Genomic DNA, 23893 nt, shown 5'->3' with positions numbered 1-23893 from the left:
TTTGTATCCGCTCCATTGCTGTCATCCTCTCCAACCTAAACCTATTTCACCACAACTGGGTCTTTGACAATTTCAACATGCCTAACAAATTCACTGATTTCAGAATCGGATGGTCGATAGGCATTTCGATTGATCACCCGAAAAGCAATGGGATACCTGCCCAAGTCTGCTTTGACGTCTTCGAATTGCAGTGGTACCGGCGATGGGACAGACTTATGTGCAAGTGCAGGTGCAGGTGCGGGCGTTGGCGTTGGATCAGTCGGTGGAGTTTCTTGCGACTTCGGCGGCTGCCAAGTCATGCTGCACTGATATCTCCAACTTTTATCTTTCACACACTTGCACTCAGCAGTTCCAGGCATCAGCGGATGACAATTTTCCTTGATCTCAACGGGATCAAGGACTCCATCTCCTTCGGGCTGCGCCCGAAAGCCAAGTGCCCCTATCGGAGCATAAACATCGAAGTTAATGACTGTTCGTTCGTTTTCCTTAATCCGCAAAATTGTATCTGGCCAGGTCGTCAGAGCCCTTGGGACTTTCGAAATAATAGGTATTGAAACAAGGCGCGGCTGACTCGGCACTCCGCCCTCCGCAGAAGGCCGACCAAATCGAGAGGTAGCAATAAGGCCAAAGTTAAAAATGTCTCGTCCGCTCGTTAGTTCCTTATCTCTAGCGTCCACCATCAAGGAAAATATCCAAACATTGGGATCATATTTTGGATCTTTGGGATCCATTCGTTCAGGGTTGGGTTTCAATATTGTTGAATTGGCCAGTTTTACTAAAGATGATCCATCTCGTATTGTATTTTCAATTTGTACAAGAGTTAAATGAGGCTCTCGAAAGATGAATAAGGTACCATCATTTGAATCGAGATCGCGAACAGTGACAGTCATTTTTTGTACGGTCCCTTCGATCACCTCCGCTGGAGTCTCTACCGAAATGATCTCTGGGCGTTCTGCGTTTCTCTGAACGAACAAGGGTATCTTGCGTATCATCGACAGAACCGGAGATCTCAGTGTGCTCATTTGCACCACCAGCTCATAAGTCGCCATGTAGTCATTCCCAATCACCACATCCGCATCAGGTGTCCAAACCATCTTTCCAGTAGCCTGGTCGTAGCTCGCACCTTTAGGAAGATTTTTGATTTCAATCTCAAAGGCTTCATCTAGAAAGCCAAGAATAGTTCCGTTGATTTTCAAGACACCTTCTTGATTCTCTGCAAAATTTGGAATTTCTGGCTCTATCTCAAGCCTCATGGCCTCACGAGGGATAGGGTTTCTATTCTCTCTGGGTTTATCGCTGGGTGGAATGCCCTGCCTCACGTTTTCAGGCTGCTTTGCGAGAGGATCTTGACTCGTACCTCCACTGCAGCCAAAAAGAAAAAATAGAACACCGAAACTGCACAACAATTCTCTCTGCATAACCATCCTCTTGAACTCAGCCCTGGCCGGTCCTACGTAATAGGAAGGGGTATGATACTTTGACTTCAACTCCCCCCTCGGGTAACGGAAATTTCCATGATTTCAAACGAAGCAGAATGCAGTCTTCAACGATCTTTGAATTGAGCGATGTGCTGCCTATGTCCGCAATTTTTACCAATCCACTTGTTCCAATAATAAAATTTATGGCCACTCTACCCGAAAGTTTTGGATCACCCTGCAAGCCCTGCTCGTAACAAAATCGGACTTGTCCCATATTTTTTTGAATCACCGCCGAGATCATTTCACTGTCGAGACCGCCCTGAATAATTGCCTCTCTCCCCAGAGGTACGGGAGCGCCACCAGCCGAACCTATCATGGTATTTTGTCCATAGCCCTCTTTGCCGCCACCTTTGCCTTTAGTTCCGTAGCTACTGGTACCGTCTCCGTTCGCTCCATAGAGAGCAATTTGGCCCCCACCGTCTTGACCTCCACCCTTGCCTGTCGAGCCGACCCCATCCGTCCCCAGGCCTCCCGAGCCATAGATATTTCCTCCACCACCTAAGGGCGCTGACAAAATTCCTCGCCCATAGAGTGTTGTTTGAACTCCACCACTGCTCGCAGATCCTCCCCCTCGCCCTGGACCCGGGGAAGTTTTGATAGCACCCAAATTCACTCCCCCAAACTGCTTTTGACCTGTGGCTGTCAAAGTTCCGAGTACTCCGAGAGCACCCATACGCTTGATCCCTCCACCGCTCCCTCCTCCTCCGATAAGAGGTCCACCTGAAGATCTCCCAAACGAATGCGGCAGGGCTTGTCTCGGTGCCACCACCAATGGTTTCGCCGGCGCTGGCTGCTCCACCACCTCTTGGGCTCTCTCTTTGATTAGTTTTACGACGTGTTCCGTTGGCGTCTCAACTGATTGGAGATTCTCCCGAGGCATTGTTAAAGACAAAAAAATCAATCCACCAATACCGACTGTCGACATTGCGAGACTCCGCCACCAATGTCGACTTCCATCCTCCTCGAATATTTTGATATTTACTTCATGATTGGATACTTGAGGAACGAGCGCCAATCGACCAATTCCTTCTATCTCAATCGGTTTCAGTTCAAGCTGAGTGCGAGAAATTTCATCAAGGATCGTTGTATATCCGACGCCTTCCTGATCCAGCCACTTCAGATCTGGATGAATTTCAATGCGGTTGGTATCGTGCCGAAAAACGAGAACAGCTGATTCACTCTCCCAATCAAGAGTTCGAACAACCCGACCCATTTCATTCTCTAAAATCAACCGCCCGTAAGTTCCCTGCATCACATCTCCAAAACCTAAAGATTTAGACCTTTATGTAGCTACACATCCGATCAAAAATATCGCTAATAACGGCTTGCACTTCTTTTGATTCTATCCTTGAAGTCCTTGCGTATGACTAATAGCGAATCCAACACCTTATCTTCCTCCACCGTCGCAACAGCTTCATCTGAAAAATGATATGTTCCCTGTACCAATAAGTCTTCAAAACTAAGACTTGTTGATAATTTATCCGTATTTTTACCGCCATCCTGTTTCTCAATCTTTTTTACTTTCTCATCTTTCGCTTTTGCTTCCAAGCCAACAGAAGAGAGCTGACCGCAGGCGAACCCGATGATTCCTAGAAAAATAAAAATTAATCGTCCTCTCAACAAAATTTGTCCCATCCTCACTCCCTCTTTGTAGACACTGGTGGTGAATCCGCAAGCTGGGCCAGGCGCCTCTCCAAATATCCGACCATCTCTTCCTTTCCCATCCTTCTTTCTAGAACAAGCAGCTTTTCAAGGGGATCACGATCAAACGGATTGTCTCTCACCAAGCTTCTCGCGCCTTCCAGCTCCACCAAAGAAGGCATTGCCACTCCATTTTCACTTGTTGGAGACGTGCTTATTTCCTCCAGATACTTCTTCAATGAATCAGGTGCTACCGTGGCCACCAATTTTAGTTCCGACAAATATCTGTCTCTCTGAACACCTGTTTGACTCGACAATTTTTCACGAAATCCTGCGAGTAAACCATCATGACTCCAAAATTCTGCAAACTTTGCAGTCAATTCAGATCCTCTGATTTGATGAGGAGCAGCCTGTTGAGAAAGTAACTGCAAATACTCTGCCTGCTGTTGATCATTCATTCCAGGGGGAACTGGAAGAGCCAGGATATCAGAATAGATTCGATTTGATTCCTGACCTAGTAAACCAACTGTTAACATCTGGCTGGTCCAATCTTCCTTGGACATTGCCTCCTTCAACATGACTTCCAATTTACTTAACATCGCCATGCGATCTTTTAAAGTACGTGCAAGAACCGCATCATTCTTGAAGCTCAGCGAATGAGGCTGAATTCTATCTTTAATGACATTATATCGGGCAAGATAGTCTTCGCGCCAAATGGACTTGGCCGATTCCGTTTTTGATAATACATCACCCGACAGACGCTTCAGAGCCCCGGGGCGATCGCCAAACTTGACATAAATCTCGTACTGTAACTGCGCATAGGCCTCAGTGTCCGTTCTCAAAATTGGTGCTAATTCGTCAAATACCTTTTGCGAATGATTTGATTCCCTCACCAGCCTGACAGCAAGGCCAAGGCGCCTCGCTGGATCCGCTGTCCGCTGTAAAAGCTTTTGATAATAGGACTTTGATTCAATTCCAGCAAGATTAGCATACATCGCCAACTTTAAAAATTTCTCTTCTGAATCCTCCGAACTCTTCATCTTTTCAGAAACATTCAATGCGGTCTTAAAATCAAGTTTGAGTTCGGCTAGCCACGCCTTACTTGCCAAAGCCACCTGAAGGTCCTTTTCATCAATTGACTTAATGGACATTAGCTTGTCGATAGAGTCAGAGACTTGAGGAAGATTTCTTAATTTCTCAGCATAAATCAATTTGGTTTTGTAATACGAAATCAATTCAGGATCTTTGGCTCCTTGCACCTTAAAACGATCAAGAATTCTCAAAGCTTTTTGTATCCTATTTAAATCAATCAATCGATCCGACTCTGCAACGGCTTGATTGAGCACAGATCGCCGTGCAAGATCCTCATATTCGTTCGCCTTGTCCTTAAAGATTTTGGAGAATTCCAGCGCCCATTTCTCAACCTCCCCATCTCTTTTTAAAATGACGAGAGAATCCATCGCAAGATCAGCGGCCTGAATTTTTATTTCCAAAGACTGATTTTCAGACATCAAGGCAACATCGTGCAAAGCCAGGGCCGCATTTGTATAGTCGGCCTTTCTATACAAACGATGAGCCTTGTGATAGTTAACTTCTACCCACTTGCTCCTTTCCTTGCTTTTGAGGACATAGTTGTCAAAAGCATGAGCAAGAAGTTCGTCACTTCCCGACTGCTCTCCAACTTCGATTTGACTCAAAAGTAGTTTTTCATAGCTTGGCATCTCCGTCATGTAGTTGGAATCTGTTGCTAGCCGGAGCGCAGCTGCGCGTTCAAAAAAACTCAGCGCCTTCTTCCATTCTTTCCTCTGTTGAGCAAGCAGGGCCGCCCACACCACCATATCAAGGTCGCTATTGAAGACCTCTAAATATTTTTCGTAAGCCGTCAGCAGATCAGAACCAGGATTAATTTTAACCTCACGATTCCAGTCAACCACAAAGTTCTTAGTTCGCTGTTTGAGCTCCTTGCAACTTCCGTCGGTACAATTTCCAATCTGCCTCCAAAGGTTCAGAGCCCTTTCGAATTGCTCTACGGAATCATCCCTGTGATTTTGAATTGACTCTAACTGGGCCAAGTGAACATGGGCTTCCAGGCGCTTCACAGGATCCGACTGCTTGTTCAATAGAAATTTCCAAACACCGGCACTTTGACTCGCCTGTCCCAATCTTTCCAACTCGTTGGCAAGATACGTGACATTTTCTACTCGCGCGCTCTCAGGACTTTGATTGTAAATCATCTCAACATCAGCCATCGTCGTCCCCTTGCGGGAGACAAAGGTCGCTAAATCCCTCGAAACCTCCTCTTGAAATTGCTTATCGATGGAGATGATTCCGTCACTTTTTGATTCCGAGCGAGTCAGTAGAGAAGGTGATTTTAATATCTCCTCTAATATGTTCTTCGCTGTATCAAGCTCGCCCAGATTGAAAAGACACCATGCTTGCCGATACCTAGCATAACCTCGATTTCCGAAGTCTTTGAAATTCAGGGCTCCCTCGTAATACTTAAGTGCCTCTTTGAACTGACGTCTTCTGTACATCAAATCTCCCTGAGAATTCTGAGCCTCCGCCAAAATTTCGGGATTTTTATCTGTCTCAGCGATCTTTCGATAGAGATCGAAGGCCTTATTGGATTCACCATTTAACTCATAAAGGTGACCCATTTGGGATAAAACTCTTCCGCGCCTGTCCTCCGAGATTTTATTTACCACCTCAGAGTAGTAGCCGATGGCCCTTTCTCTCTCCCGATTTCCCGAACCACACTCTGTGCAGGTCTTTGCCGCCTCCTCGTTTGACAAATGACGGGCCTTTTCTGCCAAAAGATCAGCCAAACGCAAAGTTACAGGGATCTTTGATTCGTCTTCTGGAGGAAGATTGAGATACACCTTTTCAAATTTGCCAATAAGAAGGTCTGTCGTTCCAGGATCTTGATCCTTCGACTTGTACCCAGAGGAGGAAGCCAGCTTCGACACATCACCTTCCCCACCTGAAGTTGATCGATCTGAAGCCATGGCCGATATTGACAGAGAAAGATGAAATCCCAGGGCGACTCTAGTCACTATATAAAAATTCAACACACTCAACCCCATTTCCGCTATTTAGCCAATACAGCAAATCTCACTTCGCCAAATCCGGACTGAGCTCCAGCTAAAACAATCTGACTCAACTCATGATATGGTACGCGACGATCCGCTTGAACGGTGAGGGATGGCTCAACATTTTGATCACTTCCAGATGAGGCGGCAGCTTGCTTTCGAATTTCAATGAGAATTTTTATCAAGCTTTTGATGGTCACTTCCTTGTCCTCAACAAATATCTTCCCTGAATCTAACTTAATGAGAGTTGTTTTTTTTAATTCATCGGAAAGGTTTGCGGGCGGCAGTTCCATGTTTTTTGATAAACTGAGAACCTCCCCTGACTTCGAAAAGCTGGCCAAAAGGAAAATCACCAAAATTGAGAACGCATCGACAAGTGAGGTAATCATGAGGCCCGCAACTAAACTTTTTCGATTCTTGCCCTCTTTGGGGGAAATATGGGAGGCCGCCTCAATTGGGCTCGACATTGCTGTGTGCTGGATAATACTTCGAACCATGGCCTCGCCTCCATTTTTCCTCAGAGAGGAGCTATACCTAAATCAACCAGACCCACCTTCTTGCAAAGATCCATGAGAGCTATGATTTGCTCAAAAACAGAATTGACCCTGGGTTGGATCAGTACCGTTTTCAGCTCTGGAACAAGGCCTTTCAGTGTGCCCAACTGACGCTCAACACCCTCGAGGTTTACTGAGCCATCTATCCCATCGACCCGCGTTTTCTCAAATTTCCCTGACACCTTTACTGCGTCCTTGAGAAGAAAAGTGAGGCCTCCATCTTCTTCCATGTGAGCCCAAACCACTGGGACCTTCTTCGTTTCAGCCAGCGACTGACCGCCAATGGCATGTTTCACATTCATGGAACCAATGTTTATGAGAGTGGCTGAGAGCAAAAGCGAGCAAATCAAAGCGGACAACAGCGAGATAAAGGGAATCAAATTCAACTCAAAATCAAGATCCTTTTTGTCCCTGGCCATGCTCAGTCCCCCGGCAAACGCCAATTAAGATGAATATCCAAATCCCAAAAAACTAAGCGTCGATTGTGTTGTCGACTGTCTTCTCAGTTGCTGAGCGATGTTTGCTCCGTGCGGCGGCCCTACGCACCTCCACAGGTTCATAAGCAAAGCTCAGCCAATTATAGATCTTCAGACCCGCCTGATTTAAATCCTCGCTCAACGCGCTGGCCCGATTTGATAGAATTGCGTACATGATCAGAGTGGGAATCGCCATTATGAGTCCGTAGGCTGTCGCGTTCATCGCCTCTGAAATTCCGGAAGAAAGAACTGCTGTCTTCTCTGGGCCGGCCTTATCACCCACTGCAGAAAATGAAGTTATCATCCCCGTGACAGTCCCCAAAAGTCCCGTGAGTGTTCCCACATTTGCCAACATAGGGAGAAAGGAGGTCCTCTTCTCAATCCGAGCGTTCTCAGCTAAGAGCGCCTCGTCCATCTTTCCTTGAATCTCATCCTTGCCTCCGAGATTCATTGCAGCCTGAAGCCCATTGAGCACAGCGCTCGCCAAAGGCTGCTGGCTCAGCTCTCTCTCGGCCAACTGAGAGGCCTCACTGAGCTGACCTCGCCGAATCAGGGATTCAAATCCTGCTGCGAATGCCCTCTGGTTACTCTTTCTGCGAAAATAAAGAAAACTCACTCGTTCAATGATAATCGCGGTCGCAGCCACTTGAACTGCCAAAATTAGCCACATCCATGTGCCGCCCTGAACAAATGCTTCTGAAATACTTGCAAAGAATTTCATCGCCACTCCCCAAACAAGTTTTATGTTTATGATCTGTGGCTGTGCTCCTCAAGATCGCACAATTCTCCCCCTTCAAACCCAGTTCCCACAGGCCCCCATTTATTCAATTATGGATATTGAATTTTTTTCTCGTCAAGGTCTTGTTGAGAAATGTACTGCCCTCTTTGAAATAAGGCCCAAAATCAGATTATTTAAACGCAGAGCGTTTATCAAGTAACAGTAGATCGATCACATTTGTAAAACGTGGATCTAATTGAAGGACTGAATTACTTAAACTGTTTGAGTTGATCGAATTGATCTAATTGTTCGAGTTGTTCGAATTTACTCGAGGGATCCAAAATAGAATCCAAAAACTTGCCGACTCAGTACCAGCATCATCGGTCCCCTTGGGTGGCAGACCGATGGATAACTAATATGAAAAGCTACTAAGCGCCCCGATTGACTCGTCTTGCAGTTCCTTGAAGTTTTCGGCTTACTTTTCTCGCCTTCTTCACTGACTTCGCAACCTGCCTTGAGCGCTCTCTGCTATCAGCATCGCCTTTCACAACTTCTTCTGAAGTTGCCTCAGGGACCTTGAAATCTACGAACTCAATATATGCCATTTCGGCCTTATCACCGGCGCGACACCCCAGCTTGATGATCCTCGTGTAGCCTCCGGGCCGAGTCTTAAATCGAACCGACAAATCACCCACGATCGTCTTCACAGCCTCCTCATTAGGATAACGAGATAGCAACAATCGCCGTGAATGAAGCGTTCCGCCCTTGCCTATCGTAATCGCCTTTTCAACGTGGCGCCGAAGTTCCTTTGCCTTTGGCAAGGTCGTCTTGATCCTACCGTGCTTAACTAAACTTGAAACCAAACCTCGCAAAAGTGCGATCCGAGGTCCCTGTTTACGTCCAAAAGTATGCTTATCAACATTATGTCTCATCTCTTACTCCGAAAAAAATTACCCCAGGTTTACTATCACGCTACTGGAGCCCGTGGACCACCACTGGCTGGAGCAGCTGGTGGCTTTGGAGGACTGTTAGGATCCCATCCAACTGGCGGCCATCCGTCAATTTTCATTCCCAGGCCCAACCCCATGGTCGTCAATATTTCTTTAATCTCATTCAATGATTTGCGACCAAAATTCTTGGTCTTCAACATCTCAGCTTCGCTTTTACAGACCAACTCACCAATATATCTAATATTGGCGTTCTTCAAACAGTTGGCACTCCGAACTGACAACTCTAAGTCATCAACTGACCTAAATAAATTATCATTCAATTGGGACGAGAGCACTTCTATCTGCTCGCTCACAGGCTCAATATTCTCATCAAAAGTAACAAAGACCTGCAACTGCTCCTTTAGGATCTTTGATCCCAGTGCAACCGCCTCCTCTGGCTTCAAAGAACCATCGGTCCAAACTTCGAAACTCAAAGAATCATAATCTGTTCGCTGACCAACACGCGCTGCTGACACACTGTAGTTTACCCGACGAATCGGACTATGAATGGCGTCGACAGAAATGAAACCCAACGGCAAATCCTTACGAGCTTCCCCTGCTTCCCGATAACCACGCTCATAACTAATAACTAATTCAGCTTCAAACTTCGCGTCCCTTCCAAGAGTGGCAATGTGCTGCTCCGGATTCAAAACCTCTACTTGCTCATTAAATTCGATGTCAGCCGCAGTCACCACTCCAGGCCCCTGCTTGACTACCCGTACGGTCTTTGGCTCAGCATCAAACTGACGAAATCGAACCTCTTTTAAATTCAAAATAATATCAGTTACATCTTCCAAAACTTCCGGAATTGTACTGAACTCATGAAGAACCCCTTCAAAACGAACAGCTGAGACAGCAGAGCCCATCATGGAACTTAGCAGCACTCTCCTCAGCGAATTCCCCAGAGTCACACCATAGCCTCTCTCGAGCGGACGAATCACAAACTTACCATAGCTGTCGCTCAAGCTCTCCTTATCGACCTCAAATCCCGCGGGCTTAATTAGATCGCGCCAAAATTTAAAATAATGCGGTTGCATATCGAGTTCACCCACAGCCAAACCTACCTTTCTCTAAACATCTTCAAAAAAATAGCAAAGATGTCCCAACGAAACCAATCTAAATTCTTCTTCTCTTCGGAGGACGACATCCATTATGCGGAACAGGAGTTATGTCACGCAAGGAAGAAACTCTCAAACCACTCGCAGCAATAGCACGAACAGCGGGTTCACGGCCGGCGCCGGGCCCCTTAATGAAAACGTCAACCGACTTCATTCCCGCATCTACTGCCTTCTTAGAGGCCTCCTGAGCTGCCATTTGGGCCGCAAACGGAGTACCTTTGCGACTCCCCTTAAACCCAAGCATACCAGCTGTAGACCAACAAACTACATTGCCCACCCCATCGGTGATGGTAACCACTGTATTCCCAAATCCCGCGGTAACATAACAACGACCACTAGGGACATTCCTCTTGATCTTCTTTCGAGGTGCAGATCCCTGTGTTTGATTTTGTTGTTGATTCGTTGCCATCTATTATACCTCTTTAAACTATTTTTTTCTTGTTTGCGACCGTCTTTTTGGGACCCTTTCGAGTGCGAGCATTCTGCCGAGTACTTTGTCCTCGAACCGGCAATCCCTTCTTATGGCGAATACCACGGTAGCAGCCAAGATCCATCAATCGCTTAATCGACATCCCAACTTCACGCCGCAGATCCCCTTCAACCTTGAAGCTAGAATCCATGATCGATCGCAGTTTTGCCAAATGCTCGTCCGTCAGATCATCAGTCCTTAACTTAATATCAAAGCCCGACTTCTCCATGATCTTCGCAGCTCTTACGCGGCCAATTCCATAAACATAAGTCAAGGCCACTTCAAGCCTCTTCCCTCTTGGTAAATCGACACCAGCAATACGCGCCATCTTTTATCCCTGTCTCTGCTTGTGCTTGGGATTATCACAAATAATTCTGATAACTCCCTTACGTTTTATGATCTTGCACTTCTTGCAAATCTTCTTTACTGAAGCTCTAACTTTCATCACGCACCTCATCTAGTGCTATCACGCTATACTCTTAAACACCTAATATCTATAACCAATCCAAAAACATTCCGGCTCAGCGGCCACATCACCCGAAAACCGGAGCGCTGAAGCTAGCATCATGGCTCCCACGAGTCCAGGAAAAACCAATAAAATCAAGCGTTCAAAACGCTATCGATCCGAGAAAAAACCTCTTCCGCAGTTCCCTCGCCATTCACAATGCAAAGCTTGCCTGACTTTTCATAGTAGGTCTTCAAGGGTCGAGTGCTTTCTTCGTAAGCTTCTATCCGAGTTTGAATGACCGCAGGTTTGTCATCCTCTCTTTGATAGATTTCTTTTCCACCACAATCATCGCAAACGCCATTCACCTTGGGCGGTTTTGCAGCGACATGATATACTGCGCCACACGACCGACAGATCCTTCGACCCGTTAACCTCTCCATAAGCAAACTCATCGGAATCTCAAGAAAAACAGCCCTATCGACACCCAAATTATGATTCCTTAGCATCGCTTCAAGTGACTCCGCTTGATCTACTGTTCGCGGAAAGCCATCCAAAACAAAACTCTTCCCATGAAGCCGAATGAACTCCTCTTCAACCATCCCAACCACGATCATATCAGGAACAAGCTTCCCCTGATCCATGTACTTCTTTGCTTCCATGCCAAGGCTAGTTTTCGCCTTGATTGCAAGCCTAAATAAGTCGCCCGTGGATATATGATGCATTCCGTGCTGACTCGTCAAAAGCGCTGACTGGGTTCCCTTCCCAGCTCCTGGAGCCCCGAAGAGAAGAATGTTCAATATTGCACCCTCCGACTTCGTATCTTAACGCCCTTCATAATGCCTTCATATTTGGCAGTTAACAAATGCGATTGAATCTGCTGACTCGTATCTATCGCTACACCAACTAGAATGAGCAAACTCGTTCCGCCGAAAAAAAACGGAAGACTGATTCGACTCGCTAAAATAGTCGGCATGATGCAAACAAGACTCAAATAGGCAGAGCCACTCACTGTCAATCTATCTAAAACCTTCTTGATATAGTCAGCTGTGCTCTTCCCTGCTCGAATACCAGGAACAAAACCGCCATATTTTTTTAAATTGTCAGCCACTTCCGTCGGATTAAAAACAATCTCAGTGTAGAAAAAACAAAAGAACACAATGAGACCGACGAAAGCAACATTATAAATAGCACCCGAGGGAGTGAGACTTTGCTGAATGTTCTGCATCCAGGGCTTGTCCACAAACTGCGCCACTGTTGCTGGAAACATCAACAAACTTGATGCAAATATCGGAGGTATAACTCCAGAAAAATTGACTTTCAGAGGCAAATGACTAGCCTGCTGCTGCATGGCCTGTCTTCCTCCGCCCCGTTGAGAATACTGAATTGGTATTTTGTCCAACTTCCATAAACACAATTGCTGCAACAACAGCAATCATACTAATCAGAAGAACCAAAACAACGACCCCGCTCATATCTCCATTCGAGACCATTTCCCACAATTTAACCGTCCCGTTAGGCACACCCGCTGCAATTCCCGAAAAAATAATTAAGCTCGCACCATTACCAATGCCCTTTTCTGTGATCTGCTCTCCCAACCACATAATAAAACAGGTGCCCGCCGTTAAGGTCACGATTGTCACAAGCTTAAATGAAAGAAACCCCAATCCAAATATAGGCGTCATTACAAGAGGCACGCCCGTTGGGCTATTCGAGCCGCCCAGCCAAGAAGCCATGGCATACCCCTGTACGATGGCCAGCAGGATCGTTCCATATCTCGTGTATTGATTCAATTTTTTACGTCCATGCTCTCCTTCCTTTTTTAGAGACTCCAAAAAAGGAACAGCCGTCTGTAACAACTGAAAAATAATAGACGCCGAAATATAGGGCATGATCCCCAAAGCAAATATACTGAACCGCTCCAAGGCACCACCAGTGAACGTGTTGAACAGTCCAAAGATGCCGCCGCTTTTCGATTGAAAGAACGCCAATACGGCCGCTCCATCAACCCCAGGAGTTGGAACTGACACACCCAGCCGATAAACGGCGAGCATGCCAAGAGTAAATAATATGCGCTTCCGGAGTTCAGCCGGAATCGCCAAGTTCTGTGGTGTCGACACTAGATGACCTCGATTTTTCCACCTGCTGATTCAATAGCAGCTTTAGCTTTTTCACTTACTTTATGCGCCTTAATACTCAAAGGCTTTTTTAAATCGCCCCGCGCCAAAATCTTAACCAAGCCTTTGCCTACTAGGCCAGCTAATTTTAAGGTTTCTGGAGTCACATCACCATCAAAGCGATTCAACTGCTCCAAATTTACGATCTGGTAAACTGTCTTGAAGCTTGCGTTCGTAAACCCAAACTTAGGAAGACGCCGAGCCATAGGAGACTGACCCCCCTCAAATCCACGTCGCACCGTTCCGCCAGTCCGCGCCTTTTGACCCTTGTGGCCCTTCGTTGCAGTACCACCTTTTCCCGAACCTCTACCGCGGCCAATCCTCTTGCTATTATGAGTTGATCCGCGCTTTGGTCTTAATGATCCCAGAATTCCCATTCTATTTCTCCACTTTCACATCTAGGAGATGCTGAACCTTAAATATCTGACCCCTATTCGCATCGTTATCAGGAACAACCACTTCCTGGTTTATTTTCCTGAGCCCAAGACAACGAACAGTATCTCTCTGATCTCTCGGAGTCCCAATTAAACTTCTCTTCAATTTCACACGAAAGGCCTTAGCCATTTTAATGTCCTTTTCTCAAATTCTCTAATTCCAGCGCCATCAAATTCCAGATCAACTCATTGTTGCCGTTGGTTTAATAGCTGAAGCAAACCATCAAGTGTCGCTCTCACAGCGTTATGAGCATTTCTCGTCCCTATGCACTTTGTCAAAATATCCTTGATACCCACAGATTCCAAGACGGCCCGAACTGGCCCACCTGCGATAACCCCAGTACCCGGGGCGGCTGGCAGCATGATGACCTTCGCAGCTCCAAAAGTCCCGATCACCTCATGCGGAATCGTACGTCCGTCCTTCAAATTTACGCGTTTCAAAGCCTTCTTCGCTGTTCGACTGGCCTTCCCGATTGCCTCTGGAACTTCCCCAGCTTTGCCAGTGCCAAATCCAACTTCACCATGACCATTTCCAGTCACAACGAGAGCTGAAAATGAAAAGCGACGCCCACCTTTGACCACCTTGGCCACACGATTAATTGCGACAACTCTCTCTTGAAGCTCTCCGCCTTGATTTTCCACTCAAAATCTCCTTAAAAGTTAAGCCCAGCTTCACGTGCCGCTTCGGCCAATGCCTGTATCCGTCCGTGGTAAAGATAACCGCTTCGGTCAAAAACCACATCCTTAATATTCTTAGCCAAGGCCTGCTTAGCAATTTCAGCCCCAACGGCCTTAGCAGCATCCTTATTTGTTTTGGCTTCCTTCGTTTTCTTTGCCAACGCCACTTTGAGCGTTGATGCGGAAACAATTACAGCTCCGCTCGCATCGTCTATCAACTGCGCATAAATATTACGCGTGCTTTTGAATACAGCAAAGCGAGGTCTTTGAGCTGTTCCGACAATTTTCTTCCGAATACGTGCCCTCAGCTTTATGCGCTTCACAACTTTTTCTGCAGTCTTTTTCCGAAATTTAATACGAATCACGGCCGTCCATCCTTACTTTATTTTTTACCAGCTGACTTACCAGCCTTACGACGAATCTGTTCATCTGAATACTTAACACCCTTACCAAGGTAAGGCTCTGGTGGTCGGAAGCTGCGGATCTTTGCAGCCACTTGGCCAACCTTTCCTCGGTCCGGACCAGTCACCATCAATGTTGTATTCTTCTCAACCTTGATCTCAATTCCCTCGGGAATCGGATACTTTATTGGATGACTATATCCCAGGTTGAGTTCCAACAACTTTCCGCTAACCGCCGCACGATAGCCGACCCCGTTTAAAGTCAACTCTCGGCTCCAGCCCTTTGAAACACCTGTTACAGCATTCTGAACCAGTGCACGATAAAGCCCATGAAACGCGCGACTACGTGGCTCGTCATTTACTCGACTAAAAATCACCTGATTACCATCGACCTTCGCAGATACGATATTTCTCATCGGCACAGTGAGGCTGCTCTTGGCACCCTTTACGACGACCTCGTTCTTAGAAGTGACACTTACCTGAACACCACTCTCAAAATAAACTGGAGACCTACCTATACGTGACATAACTACACCCTATTACCAAAGCTGGCACAATAATTCGCCACCAATATTCATCTTAACTGCATCATCGCCGCTCACGATTCCCTTATTCGTACTTAACAGCACCAAACCAAAGCCAGACCGCACCTTCGGAATCTCATCGGAACGCACATAAAATCGACGTCCTGGGCGGCTCACTCTGGAAATGCTCCCCATTGCGTGCTTGCCATTAGGAAGATATTTCAAATAGACCCTCATAACTCCCTGACGACCATCCTTAGCTACTTTAAAGCTTCGAATGTATCCATTCTCCTGAAGTACCTGAGCAAGCCCCACACGCATATTAGAGCTAGGCACATCTACTTTTTCATGTGCCGCCGCGCCTGCATTTCGAATTCGTGTTAGAAAATCACCGATCATGTCCATTCAATTCATCTCCTCAACAAGTTATCTCTTCCTAAAAGGCATCCCCAAGCTTTCCAATAAGGCTCTTCCCTCAGTATCACTATCTGCAGAAGTACAAATCGTGATATTCATTCCTCGAATCTTATCCACCTTATCGTAATCTATCTCGGGAAATACGATCTGCTCTTTCAATCCCATGTTGTAGTTCCCTCGACCGTCAAAGCCACGAGGAGACAGTCCTCGAAAATCTCTGACCTTGGGAATCGAAACATGTACCAAACGCTCCAAAAATGCCCACATTCTCTCCCGACGCAGAGTCACTCGGACACCCAGAGGAATGTTCACACGGAGCTTAAAATTCGCTATCGACTTCTTCGACTTTGTAATAACAGCTCTCTGACCAGCAATATTCGTCATGTCCTCTACCAGCGCGTCGAGAATCTTTGGATTCTTAACTGCATCGCCCGTCGTAACGTTCAAAACAATTTTGCTCAACCGCGGCACTTGCATGACATTTTTCTTTCCCAACTGCTTTTGAAGCGTGGGACTGATATCTATTTTATATGTTTCTTCTAGCGACTTCACAGCCACACTCCTCTTTTATAATCAAAGTACTTCTGGAGCCAGTGATACAATCTTTAAAAATTGCTTAGCACGAAGCTCCCGCGCAACAGGACCAAATATACGTGTTCCAACGGGCTCCTTCTGGGCATTAATCAACACGGCCGAATTCTCATCAAACCGGATATAACTGCCATCAGCCCGACGAATCTTGTGTATCGTTCGCACTATCACGGCCTTTGCAACATCACCCTTCTTCACTTTGGAGTTTGGAAGAGCCTCCTTAACCGATACCACTACAATATCGCCGACGGATGCGTAACGCCGCTTCGATCCGCCCAGCACCTTTATGCATTGCACTTCGCGTGCGCCAGAATTGTCGGCAACTCTGAGCCTTGATTGCATCTGAATCATACGGTCACCGCCAACTGGTTTCGATTTCGTTCGACAATATCAACCAACTTCCAACGCTTTGTCCTACTGATTGGCCGCGATTCAACGATCCGAACAATATCACCCAACTTAGCTTCATTCTTCTCGTCATGAGCCTTAAATACAGACGTCCGCCGAATAAATTTTCCGTACTTCTCGTGTCGAACTGTCCGGCTTGTCTCCACCGATATTGTCTTATGCATTTTATCGCTGACGACCTTACCGATAACTTCATTTTTTCGGCGTCGCGTATCCAGCTGTGTTTCAACTACACTCATCGTCATCACCTCACTGAGCCAACTTGATATTTAATGCCGTCTGAACTCGAGCGATATCTCGGCGCAGGACGCGTATAGACACCGGACTAGCAACCTGGCCCAAGGAATGCTTCATCTTAAGGCTAAAATGCTCATCACGCATCTGCCCCAACCGCTTTCGCAACTCTTCTACTGTCAAATCACGTATGTCAGCAAATTTCACAAAACTACTCCCGAGCTAAAAAGCGTGTTTTAAAAGGCAACTTATGTGCGGCCAGCCTAAAGGCCTCTGCCGCCTGCTCACGCGTAACACCGTTAATCTCAAATAACAAACGACCCGGCTTTATGACCGCAACCCAATACTCCGGATTACCCTTACCTGAGCCCATCCGAGTCTCAGCCGCCTTCTTGGTCACTGGTCTATCAGGATAAACCCTCAACCACATGTTCCCGCCCCGCTTAACGGAGCGACTGATTGCTATGCGACTTGCTTCGAGTTGTCGAGCACTCAACCGCCCTGACTCCGTCGCCATCAAGCCAAAGTCTCCAAAAGCGATATCATTCCCCCGAGTTGCAAACCCCTTATAGCGTCCGCGAAACTGCTTTCTCCACTTAACTCTCTTAGGACTTAACACGACCAGCCTCCTCAATCTCCCGGGCCGAAAGAACATCTCCTCGATAGATCCATACTTTAACGCCGATCAAACCGTAACCCGTCAGAGCTTCTGCCGTCCCATAGTCGATATCGGCACGAAGCGTATGCAATGGAACGCTCTTCTCGTTGTACCATTCCGTACGAGCGATCTCAGCTCCATCCAATCGACCCGCCACCATGATCTTAATTCCTCGAACACCACTCCGAACAGAAGCCGCAAGTGCCTTCTTGAGAGCACGACGCCACGATATGCGCTTTTCCAACTGAAGAGCAATATTTTCTGCCACCAACTGAGCATCAAGATCCGGCTTACGAACTTCCTGTATATTCAAAAAAACTTCATTCGGCGTCAGCCGCTGAATGTCTGCCTTCAGCGAATCAATTCCAGTGCCCTTTTTTCCAATCACCACACCAGGTCGCGCAGTCATAATAATTATCTTAATCTTATTAGCTGCCCGCTCCATTTCAATCTTCGATACACCTGCATGCTTCAACTTATCCTTGATGTATTTACGCAGCTTAAAATCCTCATGGAGATTAACTGTGTACTGAGGCCCTTTTGCAAACCAACGCGAGTCCCAAGTTCTGATAACACCAACTCTTAAACCGATCGGATTAACCTTCTGTCCCACCGAATCCGCCTTCCTTAATTACTTCTCACCCAAAACCAGGTTTATATGACTTAACTTCTTTTTTACCTGAAAGGCACGCCCCTGAGCCCGAGGACGAAACCTCTTCATCGAAGGCCCTTCATCAACATAAACTGTCTTCACATAAAGATTATCGACGTCAATAACCTCTTTATTTTCAGCATTAGCTACAGCTGACTCAATTAATTTTTTCATCAAACCGGCCGTCTTCTTTTTCATAAACACAAGAATACGAACAGCCTCATTCAAATCTTTGCCACGAATCTCATCCGCTACAAGTCGAGCCTTCTGAGCCCCTACTCGAGCAAATCGCAAACTTGCCTTCACTTCCATGATAATCCTCTACTTACTTCTTAACCGGAGCCTGAGCTTTTTTCTCAGAATGTCCGTGGAATGTTCTAGTTGCGGAGAACTCTCCAAGCTTATGTCCGATCATATTTTCGTTCACATAAACTGGAACAAACTTCTTCCCGTTATGTACAGCAAAAGTAAGGCCCACGGCCTCAGGAAGAATTGTCGAGCGCCGCGACCACGTTTTTATGACTCTCTTATCACCACTACCTACCGCCTTCTCAATCTTCTTAATCAGGTGGTAATCAATAAACGGACCTTTTTTAACTGACCTTGCCACAAACTGCTCCTCAATTACTTCTGATACCTACGTTTAACAATCATCGCGCTAGTCCTCTTGTTATTTCGAGTCCTATATCCTTTGCATGGCTGCCCCCAAGGTGTAACAGGATGGTGACCTTTACCCACACCCTCACCGCCTCCGAGAGGATGATCCACAGGATTCATTGCCATTCCTCGAACTCCGGGCCGCTTTCCTAGCCAGCGGTTTCTGCCGGCCTTTCCAATTTTCAAATTTTCATTGTCCGTGTTTCCGACCTGGCCAACCGTTGCCTTGCACTCAGCTAGAACCTTACGCACTTCACCGGAAGGCAACTTAACCTGACAATATTTCCCTAACTTAGCAACCAATGTCGCCTCAGCACCGGCACCACGTGCCATCTGCCCACCCTTACCGGGTCTCATTTCAACATTATGAATAATTGTTCCAACTGGAATCTTGCTCAGAGGCAAAGCGTTACCTGGCTTGATATCGGCATCCAAGGAGGAAACAACAAGACTTCCAACAGTTAATCCCACAGGCGCAAGAATATAGGATTTTGTACCATCCTGATAAACAATTAGCGCTATTCGACAGGTTCGGTTCGGGTCATACTCAATAGCCGTCACCGTTGCTGGGATATTCTCCTTTGCGCGCTTAAAATCAATAACACGATAACGCCTCTTGTGACCGCCACCCTTGTGACGCATCGTAATCATTCCCGTGTTATTCCTTGCAGCCTTTCGATTCAAAGGCTCGAGGAGTGATTTTTCCGGATAGGACTTCGTTATTTCATTAAAATCAAACCCAGAACTATTTCTACGCCCAGGGCTACGAGGCCTAAAAATCTTCATTCCCATCTCTATGCTCCCTCAAACAATGTGATTTTCTCGCCCGGAGAAAGCTTCACCAAGGCCTTTTTCCAATATTGAACGCGTCCATGTCCAAGCTTAGTGCGCCGAGATCGCCCCCTGCATACCGCCGTCCTAACGGAATCAACTTTCACTCTAAAGGCTTTCTCTACCGCTTGGCGAATCTGAGCTTTTGTGGAGACTTTATCCACCTCAAAAACGTAAACACCACTTTCGTTCAAACGGCTGTTCTTCTCCGTAACAATTGGTCTCTTAATCAAATGATACATACTCAGCTCTCCAAGCCACAGCGAGCAGTGATTTTAGACACCGCATCCTGAGTTATAATGGCGTAATCATGCTTCAGAAGGTCAAAGACATTGAGCCCCTCTGGCCCATAGTAGATCGCCTTTGGAAGATTACGTACAGCTCGAGAGAAAGCTTCGTCCTTATGCCCCGAAATCAATACGAGCTTTTCGACACCAAACTCTTTAAGCCGCTTCGCAAGTTCATTCGTTTTTCCTGCCGCCGAAGTCATATCCTCAACTACAGTCAAACGGCCTTCTTTCAGCAAAAACGAAAGTGCCGAACGAAGTCCGATCTGCTTCACTTTTTTTGGCAAGGTATAAGAGTAGTCACGTGGAGTTGGACCAAAGAGGATCCCCCCACCTGGCATCAAAGGAGAACGGCTGGAACCCTGCCGAGCGTTTCCTGTGCCTTTTTGCTTAAATGGCTTTTTACCACCGCCACTCACCTCGCTACGAGTCTTCGCCTTATGAGTCCCTTGACGGCGACTCGCCAACTGCCACTTCACAACCTCGTGCAAGATATCCTTCCGAATCGGCGCCTCAAAGACAGATGAAGCAAGCTCAACAGTTCCAACTTTTTTCTTATTCCAGTTCACTACTTCTACAGTTGCCATATTTAAACTTTCACCAACTTAACAATTGAATTGCGAGCCCCCGGCACGGCACCCTTAACCATAAGGACACCCTTCTCAGGAATAACTTCAATCACTTTCATATTCATCGTCGTTGCTGTTTCATTACCAAAATGACCAGCCATTCGCTTTCCAGGCATAACACGAGCTGGCTCTTTGTTGTTACCGATCGATCCCGGCCTACGGTGAGTCGTCGAACCATGTGAAGCTGGTCCCCCAGCGAAATGCCAGCGCTTAACGACACCAGCAAAACCACGTCCCTTAGAGAGACCCGTGACCTTTATGATATCTCCAGTCACCAAACTAGCAATATCAATATTTTGACCAACTTCAACTCCCTCGGGAAGAGCCTGACGCACCTCTCGAACGTATTGAGCACCATTCTCAAAACCGCTCTTACTTAAATGTCCTGCTTGTGCTTTAGTTCCTCTGGAAGCGCGCTTCGGAGTACAGGCGATTTGGACAGCCTCATAACCATCTTTCTCTTTCGTCTTCAACTGAGATACTACCCAGGGACGATACTCAAGAACTGTAACTGGTACGGCTTGTCCCTCATGAAACAATGTCGACATCCCAAGTTTAAAGGCATAAAGGCCACCGAGTTTGACGGTTTTACCCTTTTGCTGTTCATTTGTTTTTTCGGCTTCGTCGCTCATCATTTAACTCCGTTTTACGTTTACTCAGCTGAGAGCTTAATCTCTACATCAACACCGGCAGACAAATCTAATTTCATCAATTGATCAATCGTCTGCTGCGTGGGCTCAAGAATATCAAGCAGACGTTTGTGCGTTCGAATTTCAAATTGCTCGCGAGATTTCTTGTCAACGTGAGGAGAGCGCAAAACAGTGTAACGATTGATTCCCGTTGGAAGAGGGATCGGGCCGGCAACGCGCGCACCTGTTCTGCGTGCCGTGTCGACAATCTCTCGAGTAGATTGATCTAACAACTTGTGATCGAAGGCTCTCAGTCGAATACGAATTTTTTGACTCTGCATAAATCTCTCGTTTGGCTGAAGACTCAACAAACTAACGTTTGAAAAGACAAAAAAACCACGTACCCAGAAGTCATCCTCTTTCCAGTATCGCTTTGAATCCAATTGATTTCAGCGACTTAGAACAGTAAGACCCAAGAAATACGGGGCTGCAAGTCGGCGAGTATGCATTCTGGTCGGAGTCCTTGTCAAAGAAAATAAAGAGAAATGTTCAATGTGTTTTGGCAAGGGTGCTCTCTGATAAATTGAGAGCAGTTATTATCGCCCTAATCCCTGAAGGATTTCCTTCTCAACCTTTGGAGGAACAGGAGAATACTGCTCAAATTCCATACTGAAGCTGGCTCTACCCTGAGTTAAGGACCTCAGGTCCGTCGCGTAACCAAATAGGGACATCAATGGGGCTTCGGCACGAATGATCTGACTTCCCGATCGAGGAGCAATGCTGTGGACTTTACCACGACGAGAATTGAGATCACCAATAACATTCCCTACAAAATCGTCTGGCGTGATGATTTCCAATCGAAAAATAGGTTCTAATATTTGAGACTTTACTAGTCTCAACGCCTCTCTAAAAGCATTTGCGGCAGCCACTCGAAAGGCCATCTCCGTGGATTCCTTGTCTCTGAGTTCGGCAGCATCGAAGACAACGCGAACATCAACAAGTTGATAGCCAGCAATAACTCCAACTTCCGCGGCATCGCGAGTTCCTTTTTCAACCGCCTGAAGCAGACCTTTTGGAAAATCTTTGCCCATGGAGTGAGAAAAGGCAAAGCCTTGCCCACGCTCCTGAGGTTCGATTTTTAGGTGCACCTTGCCGAATTGGTGCTGTCCTCCGATTTCGCGGTCAAAAACACCCTCTCCCGACCCACTGGACAAGATCGTCTCGCGGAAGGCCACTTGAGGTTTGCCCACACTGGCCTGAATTTTATGTTCTCTCAAGAGTCGATCAACTAAAATCTCGAGATGGAGCTCGCCCATCCCGGAAAGCAATATTTGGCCGGTTTCCAAGTCTGTCTTAACTCGACAAGAGGGATCCTCTCGCTGTAGGCGCGCCAAGGCCTCCATCATCTTTTCCTGATCAGACGTCGTACGAGCTTCGATAGCGACAGCGATCACCGGCTCCGGAAACTGGATCGACTCCAAAACAACTGGATGCCGAGAATCACACAAGGTATCGCCAGTAATCGTCAGCTTGAGACCGATAATTGCTCCAATGTCGCCCGCTTTAAGAGAGTTCACTTCCTCTCGGGAATTCGCATGCAATCTCACGATTCGCTGAATGCGCTCCTTCTTGTTTTCCCTTGGATTTAGCAAGGCCGTACCCTGCTTGATTTCACCAGAATACACACGTACGAAAGTCATCGAGCCCGCAAAAGCATCTGAAGCAACCTTAAAGGCCAAAGAGGCAACAGGCTCATCAAATCCTGTCTTGCAGATAATCACTTTGCTTTCGTTATCAGGGTCAAAACCTTCTATTGCGGGCACGTCCAATGGACTCGGCAAAAATGCTATAACGGCATCCAAAAGCGGCTGAACACCTTTGTTTCGGAAGGCAGAACCACAAAGGACGGGCACGGCCTTCAACCCAATGGTTCCCTTACGCAAGGCGGCCTGCAGTTCAGCTTCTGAGATTTCCTGCGCTTCCAAATACTTCTCAGTCAATGAATCATCAATTTCTGCGATTTGCTCAATCATCTGATCTCGCCAAACAGAAGCCTGGCTTCTCAGATCAACTGGAATCTCCTCGACAAGATAGGACTCTCCTAAGCCGCCGTCCCTCCAGATGAGTGCCTTCATCGAAAACAGATCAACGATTCCCTGAAACTTATCTTCGCAACCTATTGGCATTTGTATTGCGATGGGATTCCCGCCAAGTCTTTGCCGAATGGTCCCCAGGCTCATAGAAAAGTCCGCACCTACCCTGTCCATTTTATTGATAAAGCAAATCCTTGGAACTCTATACTTGTCTGCTTGTCTCCAAACCGTCTCTGACTGTGGTTCAACACCGTTGACCCCGTCAAACACAGCAATTGCTCCATCCAAGACGCGAAGAGATCTCTCTACTTCAATCGTAAAGTCGACGTGCCCCGGAGTATCGATGATGTTGATTCGATGATCTGCCCAGAAACAAGTCGTAGCAGCCGCTGTTATCGTGATTCCACGCTCTTGCTCCTGCTCCATCCAATCCATGGTGGCATCACCATCATGGACTTCTCCGATCTTATGACTTTTTCCGGTGTAATAAAGAATTCGTTCGGTCGTAGTCGTTTTACCGGCATCAATATGAGCCATGATGCCGATATTTCGGGTATACCTAAGATCCTCGACCTTCTGTGGCTCTCTCTCTCGCATGCTTTGTTTGTATCTCTTC

The 23893-nt window shown here is 46.7% G+C and carries 33 protein-coding genes and 1 pseudogene; all 34 read right to left on the bottom strand.

The window, feature by feature from the left end:
- Positions 1 to 41 precede the first annotated feature (41 nt).
- Entirely contained in the window at positions 42 to 1418 is a 1377-nt protein-coding gene (locus IPL83_20645; GenBank protein ID MBK9041527.1) for a hypothetical protein, read from the bottom strand.
- A 16-nt stretch (positions 1419 to 1434) separates the two neighbouring features.
- Positions 1435 to 2730, bottom strand: coding sequence for an AgmX/PglI C-terminal domain-containing protein (locus tag IPL83_20640; GenBank protein MBK9041526.1), 1296 nt, complete (start codon positions 2728 to 2730; stop codon positions 1435 to 1437).
- A 62-nt stretch (positions 2731 to 2792) separates the two neighbouring features.
- Complete coding sequence (locus IPL83_20635) at positions 2793 to 3113, bottom strand: hypothetical protein (GenBank protein ID MBK9041525.1); 321 nt, start codon at positions 3111 to 3113, stop codon at positions 2793 to 2795.
- Between the two features lie 2 nt (positions 3114 to 3115).
- Complete coding sequence (locus tag IPL83_20630) at positions 3116 to 6190, bottom strand: tetratricopeptide repeat protein (protein MBK9041524.1); 3075 nt, start codon at positions 6188 to 6190, stop codon at positions 3116 to 3118.
- 17 nt (positions 6191 to 6207) lie between these two features.
- On the bottom strand, positions 6208 to 6705 hold the full coding sequence (locus IPL83_20625) for a biopolymer transporter ExbD (protein MBK9041523.1): 498 nt from the start codon (positions 6703 to 6705) through the stop codon (positions 6208 to 6210).
- A 20-nt stretch (positions 6706 to 6725) separates the two neighbouring features.
- Positions 6726 to 7181, bottom strand: a complete 456-nt coding sequence (locus IPL83_20620) for a biopolymer transporter ExbD (protein MBK9041522.1) — start codon at positions 7179 to 7181, stop codon at positions 6726 to 6728.
- A gap of 52 nt (positions 7182 to 7233) precedes the next feature.
- A complete protein-coding gene (locus IPL83_20615) occupies positions 7234 to 7959 on the bottom strand; it encodes a MotA/TolQ/ExbB proton channel family protein (protein MBK9041521.1) in 726 nt (241 codons plus the stop codon).
- A 425-nt stretch (positions 7960 to 8384) separates the two neighbouring features.
- Positions 8385 to 8888, bottom strand: a complete 504-nt coding sequence (rplQ, locus tag IPL83_20610; protein MBK9041520.1) for a 50S ribosomal protein L17 — start codon at positions 8886 to 8888, stop codon at positions 8385 to 8387.
- Positions 8889 to 8923: 35 nt separating this feature from the next.
- On the bottom strand, positions 8924 to 9982 hold the full coding sequence (locus IPL83_20605; GenBank protein ID MBK9041519.1) for a DNA-directed RNA polymerase subunit alpha: 1059 nt from the start codon (positions 9980 to 9982) through the stop codon (positions 8924 to 8926).
- 79 nt (positions 9983 to 10061) lie between these two features.
- Positions 10062 to 10472 (bottom strand): 30S ribosomal protein S11, encoded by a 411-nt coding sequence (rpsK, locus tag IPL83_20600; GenBank protein ID MBK9041518.1) that lies wholly within the window; start codon positions 10470 to 10472, stop codon positions 10062 to 10064.
- Positions 10473 to 10485: 13 nt separating this feature from the next.
- Entirely contained in the window at positions 10486 to 10860 is a 375-nt protein-coding gene (gene rpsM / locus IPL83_20595; protein ID MBK9041517.1) for a 30S ribosomal protein S13, read from the bottom strand.
- A 3-nt stretch (positions 10861 to 10863) separates the two neighbouring features.
- Positions 10864 to 10977: a 50S ribosomal protein L36 gene (gene rpmJ, locus IPL83_20590; protein MBK9041516.1), complete on the bottom strand. Its 114-nt coding sequence runs from the start codon at positions 10975 to 10977 to the stop codon at positions 10864 to 10866.
- A 155-nt stretch (positions 10978 to 11132) separates the two neighbouring features.
- Positions 11133 to 11777, bottom strand: a complete 645-nt coding sequence (locus IPL83_20585; GenBank protein MBK9041515.1) for an adenylate kinase — start codon at positions 11775 to 11777, stop codon at positions 11133 to 11135.
- Positions 11774 to 13031 (bottom strand): annotated as a pseudogene (gene secY / locus IPL83_20580) (preprotein translocase subunit SecY). The gene IPL83_20585 and the pseudogene secY overlap by 4 nt, the downstream one beginning before the upstream one ends.
- 65 nt (positions 13032 to 13096) lie before the next feature.
- On the bottom strand, positions 13097 to 13531 hold the full coding sequence (gene rplO, locus IPL83_20575) for a 50S ribosomal protein L15 (GenBank protein MBK9041514.1): 435 nt from the start codon (positions 13529 to 13531) through the stop codon (positions 13097 to 13099).
- Position 13532: 1 nt separating this feature from the next.
- The gene (rpmD, locus tag IPL83_20570) at positions 13533 to 13718 is read right to left on the bottom strand and encodes a 50S ribosomal protein L30 (GenBank protein ID MBK9041513.1); all 186 of its coding nucleotides are present in this window, start codon (positions 13716 to 13718) and stop codon (positions 13533 to 13535) included.
- Positions 13719 to 13774: 56 nt separating this feature from the next.
- Positions 13775 to 14230 carry a 30S ribosomal protein S5 gene (gene rpsE / locus IPL83_20565; GenBank protein MBK9041512.1) on the bottom strand — a complete coding sequence of 152 codons (456 nt, stop codon included), beginning with the start codon at positions 14228 to 14230 and terminating at the stop codon, positions 13775 to 13777.
- 11 nt (positions 14231 to 14241) lie between these two features.
- Positions 14242 to 14628, bottom strand: a complete 387-nt coding sequence (locus tag IPL83_20560; protein ID MBK9041511.1) for a 50S ribosomal protein L18 — start codon at positions 14626 to 14628, stop codon at positions 14242 to 14244.
- A gap of 20 nt (positions 14629 to 14648) precedes the next feature.
- Positions 14649 to 15194 carry a 50S ribosomal protein L6 gene (gene rplF, locus IPL83_20555; protein ID MBK9041510.1) on the bottom strand — a complete coding sequence of 182 codons (546 nt, stop codon included), beginning with the start codon at positions 15192 to 15194 and terminating at the stop codon, positions 14649 to 14651.
- 12 nt (positions 15195 to 15206) lie between these two features.
- A complete protein-coding gene (gene rpsH / locus IPL83_20550; protein ID MBK9041509.1) occupies positions 15207 to 15596 on the bottom strand; it encodes a 30S ribosomal protein S8 in 390 nt (129 codons plus the stop codon).
- Positions 15597 to 15617: 21 nt separating this feature from the next.
- Entirely contained in the window at positions 15618 to 16160 is a 543-nt protein-coding gene (gene rplE, locus IPL83_20545; GenBank protein MBK9041508.1) for a 50S ribosomal protein L5, read from the bottom strand.
- Positions 16161 to 16181: 21 nt separating this feature from the next.
- On the bottom strand, positions 16182 to 16550 hold the full coding sequence (gene rplN / locus IPL83_20540) for a 50S ribosomal protein L14 (protein MBK9041507.1): 369 nt from the start codon (positions 16548 to 16550) through the stop codon (positions 16182 to 16184).
- Positions 16547 to 16846, bottom strand: coding sequence for a 30S ribosomal protein S17 (gene rpsQ, locus IPL83_20535; GenBank protein MBK9041506.1), 300 nt, complete (start codon positions 16844 to 16846; stop codon positions 16547 to 16549). The genes rplN and rpsQ overlap by 4 nt, the downstream gene beginning before the upstream one ends.
- 10 nt (positions 16847 to 16856) lie before the next feature.
- Positions 16857 to 17048: a 50S ribosomal protein L29 gene (gene rpmC / locus IPL83_20530; GenBank protein ID MBK9041505.1), complete on the bottom strand. Its 192-nt coding sequence runs from the start codon at positions 17046 to 17048 to the stop codon at positions 16857 to 16859.
- Between the two features lie 4 nt (positions 17049 to 17052).
- Complete coding sequence (gene rplP / locus IPL83_20525) at positions 17053 to 17460, bottom strand: 50S ribosomal protein L16 (GenBank protein ID MBK9041504.1); 408 nt, start codon at positions 17458 to 17460, stop codon at positions 17053 to 17055.
- On the bottom strand, positions 17447 to 18112 hold the full coding sequence (rpsC, locus tag IPL83_20520) for a 30S ribosomal protein S3 (protein ID MBK9041503.1): 666 nt from the start codon (positions 18110 to 18112) through the stop codon (positions 17447 to 17449). The genes rplP and rpsC overlap by 14 nt, the downstream gene beginning before the upstream one ends.
- A gap of 18 nt (positions 18113 to 18130) precedes the next feature.
- Positions 18131 to 18463: a 50S ribosomal protein L22 gene (gene rplV / locus IPL83_20515; protein MBK9041502.1), complete on the bottom strand. Its 333-nt coding sequence runs from the start codon at positions 18461 to 18463 to the stop codon at positions 18131 to 18133.
- Positions 18464 to 18476: 13 nt separating this feature from the next.
- Complete coding sequence (rpsS, locus tag IPL83_20510) at positions 18477 to 18761, bottom strand: 30S ribosomal protein S19 (protein MBK9041501.1); 285 nt, start codon at positions 18759 to 18761, stop codon at positions 18477 to 18479.
- A 14-nt stretch (positions 18762 to 18775) separates the two neighbouring features.
- A complete protein-coding gene (gene rplB, locus IPL83_20505; protein MBK9041500.1) occupies positions 18776 to 19600 on the bottom strand; it encodes a 50S ribosomal protein L2 in 825 nt (274 codons plus the stop codon).
- Between the two features lie 2 nt (positions 19601 to 19602).
- A complete protein-coding gene (rplW, locus tag IPL83_20500) occupies positions 19603 to 19881 on the bottom strand; it encodes a 50S ribosomal protein L23 (GenBank protein MBK9041499.1) in 279 nt (92 codons plus the stop codon).
- 2 nt (positions 19882 to 19883) lie between these two features.
- A complete protein-coding gene (rplD, locus tag IPL83_20495; GenBank protein MBK9041498.1) occupies positions 19884 to 20513 on the bottom strand; it encodes a 50S ribosomal protein L4 in 630 nt (209 codons plus the stop codon).
- Positions 20514 to 20515: 2 nt separating this feature from the next.
- Entirely contained in the window at positions 20516 to 21187 is a 672-nt protein-coding gene (gene rplC, locus IPL83_20490) for a 50S ribosomal protein L3 (protein ID MBK9041497.1), read from the bottom strand.
- Positions 21188 to 21207: 20 nt separating this feature from the next.
- Positions 21208 to 21525: a 30S ribosomal protein S10 gene (gene rpsJ, locus IPL83_20485; protein MBK9041496.1), complete on the bottom strand. Its 318-nt coding sequence runs from the start codon at positions 21523 to 21525 to the stop codon at positions 21208 to 21210.
- A gap of 255 nt (positions 21526 to 21780) precedes the next feature.
- Positions 21781 to 23874 (bottom strand): elongation factor G, encoded by a 2094-nt coding sequence (gene fusA, locus IPL83_20480; GenBank protein ID MBK9041495.1) that lies wholly within the window; start codon positions 23872 to 23874, stop codon positions 21781 to 21783.
- Positions 23875 to 23893 lie beyond the last annotated feature (19 nt).

The organism is Bdellovibrionales bacterium (assembly GCA_016716765.1).
GTDB lineage: Bacteria > Bdellovibrionota > Bdellovibrionia > Bdellovibrionales > UBA1609 > JADJVA01.
Note: the sequence above shows the minus strand (reverse complement) of the source record. Positions and strands in the feature narration are given on the sequence as shown.

What these genes read in the sequence shown, in the direction of transcription:
- IPL83_20645 (MBK9041527.1), bottom strand. Translation starts at nt 1,418, where the DNA reads ATGCAGAGAGAATTGTTGTGCAGTTTCGGTGTTCTATTTTTTCTTTTT.
- IPL83_20640 (MBK9041526.1), bottom strand. Translation starts at nt 2,730, where the DNA reads ATGCAGGGAACTTACGGGCGGTTGATTTTAGAGAATGAAATGGGTCGG.
- IPL83_20635 (MBK9041525.1), bottom strand. Translation starts at nt 3,113, where the DNA reads ATGGGACAAATTTTGTTGAGAGGACGATTAATTTTTATTTTTCTAGGA.
- IPL83_20625 (MBK9041523.1), bottom strand. Translation starts at nt 6,705, where the DNA reads ATGGTTCGAAGTATTATCCAGCACACAGCAATGTCGAGCCCAATTGAG.
- IPL83_20620 (MBK9041522.1), bottom strand. Translation starts at nt 7,181, where the DNA reads ATGGCCAGGGACAAAAAGGATCTTGATTTTGAGTTGAATTTGATTCCC.
- IPL83_20615 (MBK9041521.1), bottom strand. Translation starts at nt 7,959, where the DNA reads ATGAAATTCTTTGCAAGTATTTCAGAAGCATTTGTTCAGGGCGGCACA.
- rplQ (MBK9041520.1), bottom strand. Translation starts at nt 8,888, where the DNA reads ATGAGACATAATGTTGATAAGCATACTTTTGGACGTAAACAGGGACCT.
- IPL83_20605 (MBK9041519.1), bottom strand. Translation starts at nt 9,982, where the DNA reads ATGCAACCGCATTATTTTAAATTTTGGCGCGATCTAATTAAGCCCGCG.
- rpsK (MBK9041518.1), bottom strand. Translation starts at nt 10,472, where the DNA reads ATGGCAACGAATCAACAACAAAATCAAACACAGGGATCTGCACCTCGA.
- rpsM (MBK9041517.1), bottom strand. Translation starts at nt 10,860, where the DNA reads ATGGCGCGTATTGCTGGTGTCGATTTACCAAGAGGGAAGAGGCTTGAA.
- rpmJ (MBK9041516.1), bottom strand. Translation starts at nt 10,977, where the DNA reads ATGAAAGTTAGAGCTTCAGTAAAGAAGATTTGCAAGAAGTGCAAGATC.
- rplO (MBK9041514.1), bottom strand. Translation starts at nt 13,531, where the DNA reads ATGGGAATTCTGGGATCATTAAGACCAAAGCGCGGATCAACTCATAAT.
- rpmD (MBK9041513.1), bottom strand. Translation starts at nt 13,718, where the DNA reads ATGGCTAAGGCCTTTCGTGTGAAATTGAAGAGAAGTTTAATTGGGACT.
- rplF (MBK9041510.1), bottom strand. Translation starts at nt 15,194, where the DNA reads ATGTCACGTATAGGTAGGTCTCCAGTTTATTTTGAGAGTGGTGTTCAG.
- rpsH (MBK9041509.1), bottom strand. Translation starts at nt 15,596, where the DNA reads ATGGACATGATCGGTGATTTTCTAACACGAATTCGAAATGCAGGCGCG.
- rplN (MBK9041507.1), bottom strand. Translation starts at nt 16,550, where the DNA reads ATGATTCAGATGCAATCAAGGCTCAGAGTTGCCGACAATTCTGGCGCA.
- rpsQ (MBK9041506.1), bottom strand. Translation starts at nt 16,846, where the DNA reads ATGAGTGTAGTTGAAACACAGCTGGATACGCGACGCCGAAAAAATGAA.
- rplV (MBK9041502.1), bottom strand. Translation starts at nt 18,463, where the DNA reads ATGGAAGTGAAGGCAAGTTTGCGATTTGCTCGAGTAGGGGCTCAGAAG.
- rplB (MBK9041500.1), bottom strand. Translation starts at nt 19,600, where the DNA reads ATGGGAATGAAGATTTTTAGGCCTCGTAGCCCTGGGCGTAGAAATAGT.
- rplW (MBK9041499.1), bottom strand. Translation starts at nt 19,881, where the DNA reads ATGTATCATTTGATTAAGAGACCAATTGTTACGGAGAAGAACAGCCGT.
- rplD (MBK9041498.1), bottom strand. Translation starts at nt 20,513, where the DNA reads ATGGCAACTGTAGAAGTAGTGAACTGGAATAAGAAAAAAGTTGGAACT.
- rplC (MBK9041497.1), bottom strand. Translation starts at nt 21,187, where the DNA reads ATGAGCGACGAAGCCGAAAAAACAAATGAACAGCAAAAGGGTAAAACC.
- rpsJ (MBK9041496.1), bottom strand. Translation starts at nt 21,525, where the DNA reads ATGCAGAGTCAAAAAATTCGTATTCGACTGAGAGCCTTCGATCACAAG.
- fusA (MBK9041495.1), bottom strand. Translation starts at nt 23,874, where the DNA reads ATGCGAGAGAGAGAGCCACAGAAGGTCGAGGATCTTAGGTATACCCGA.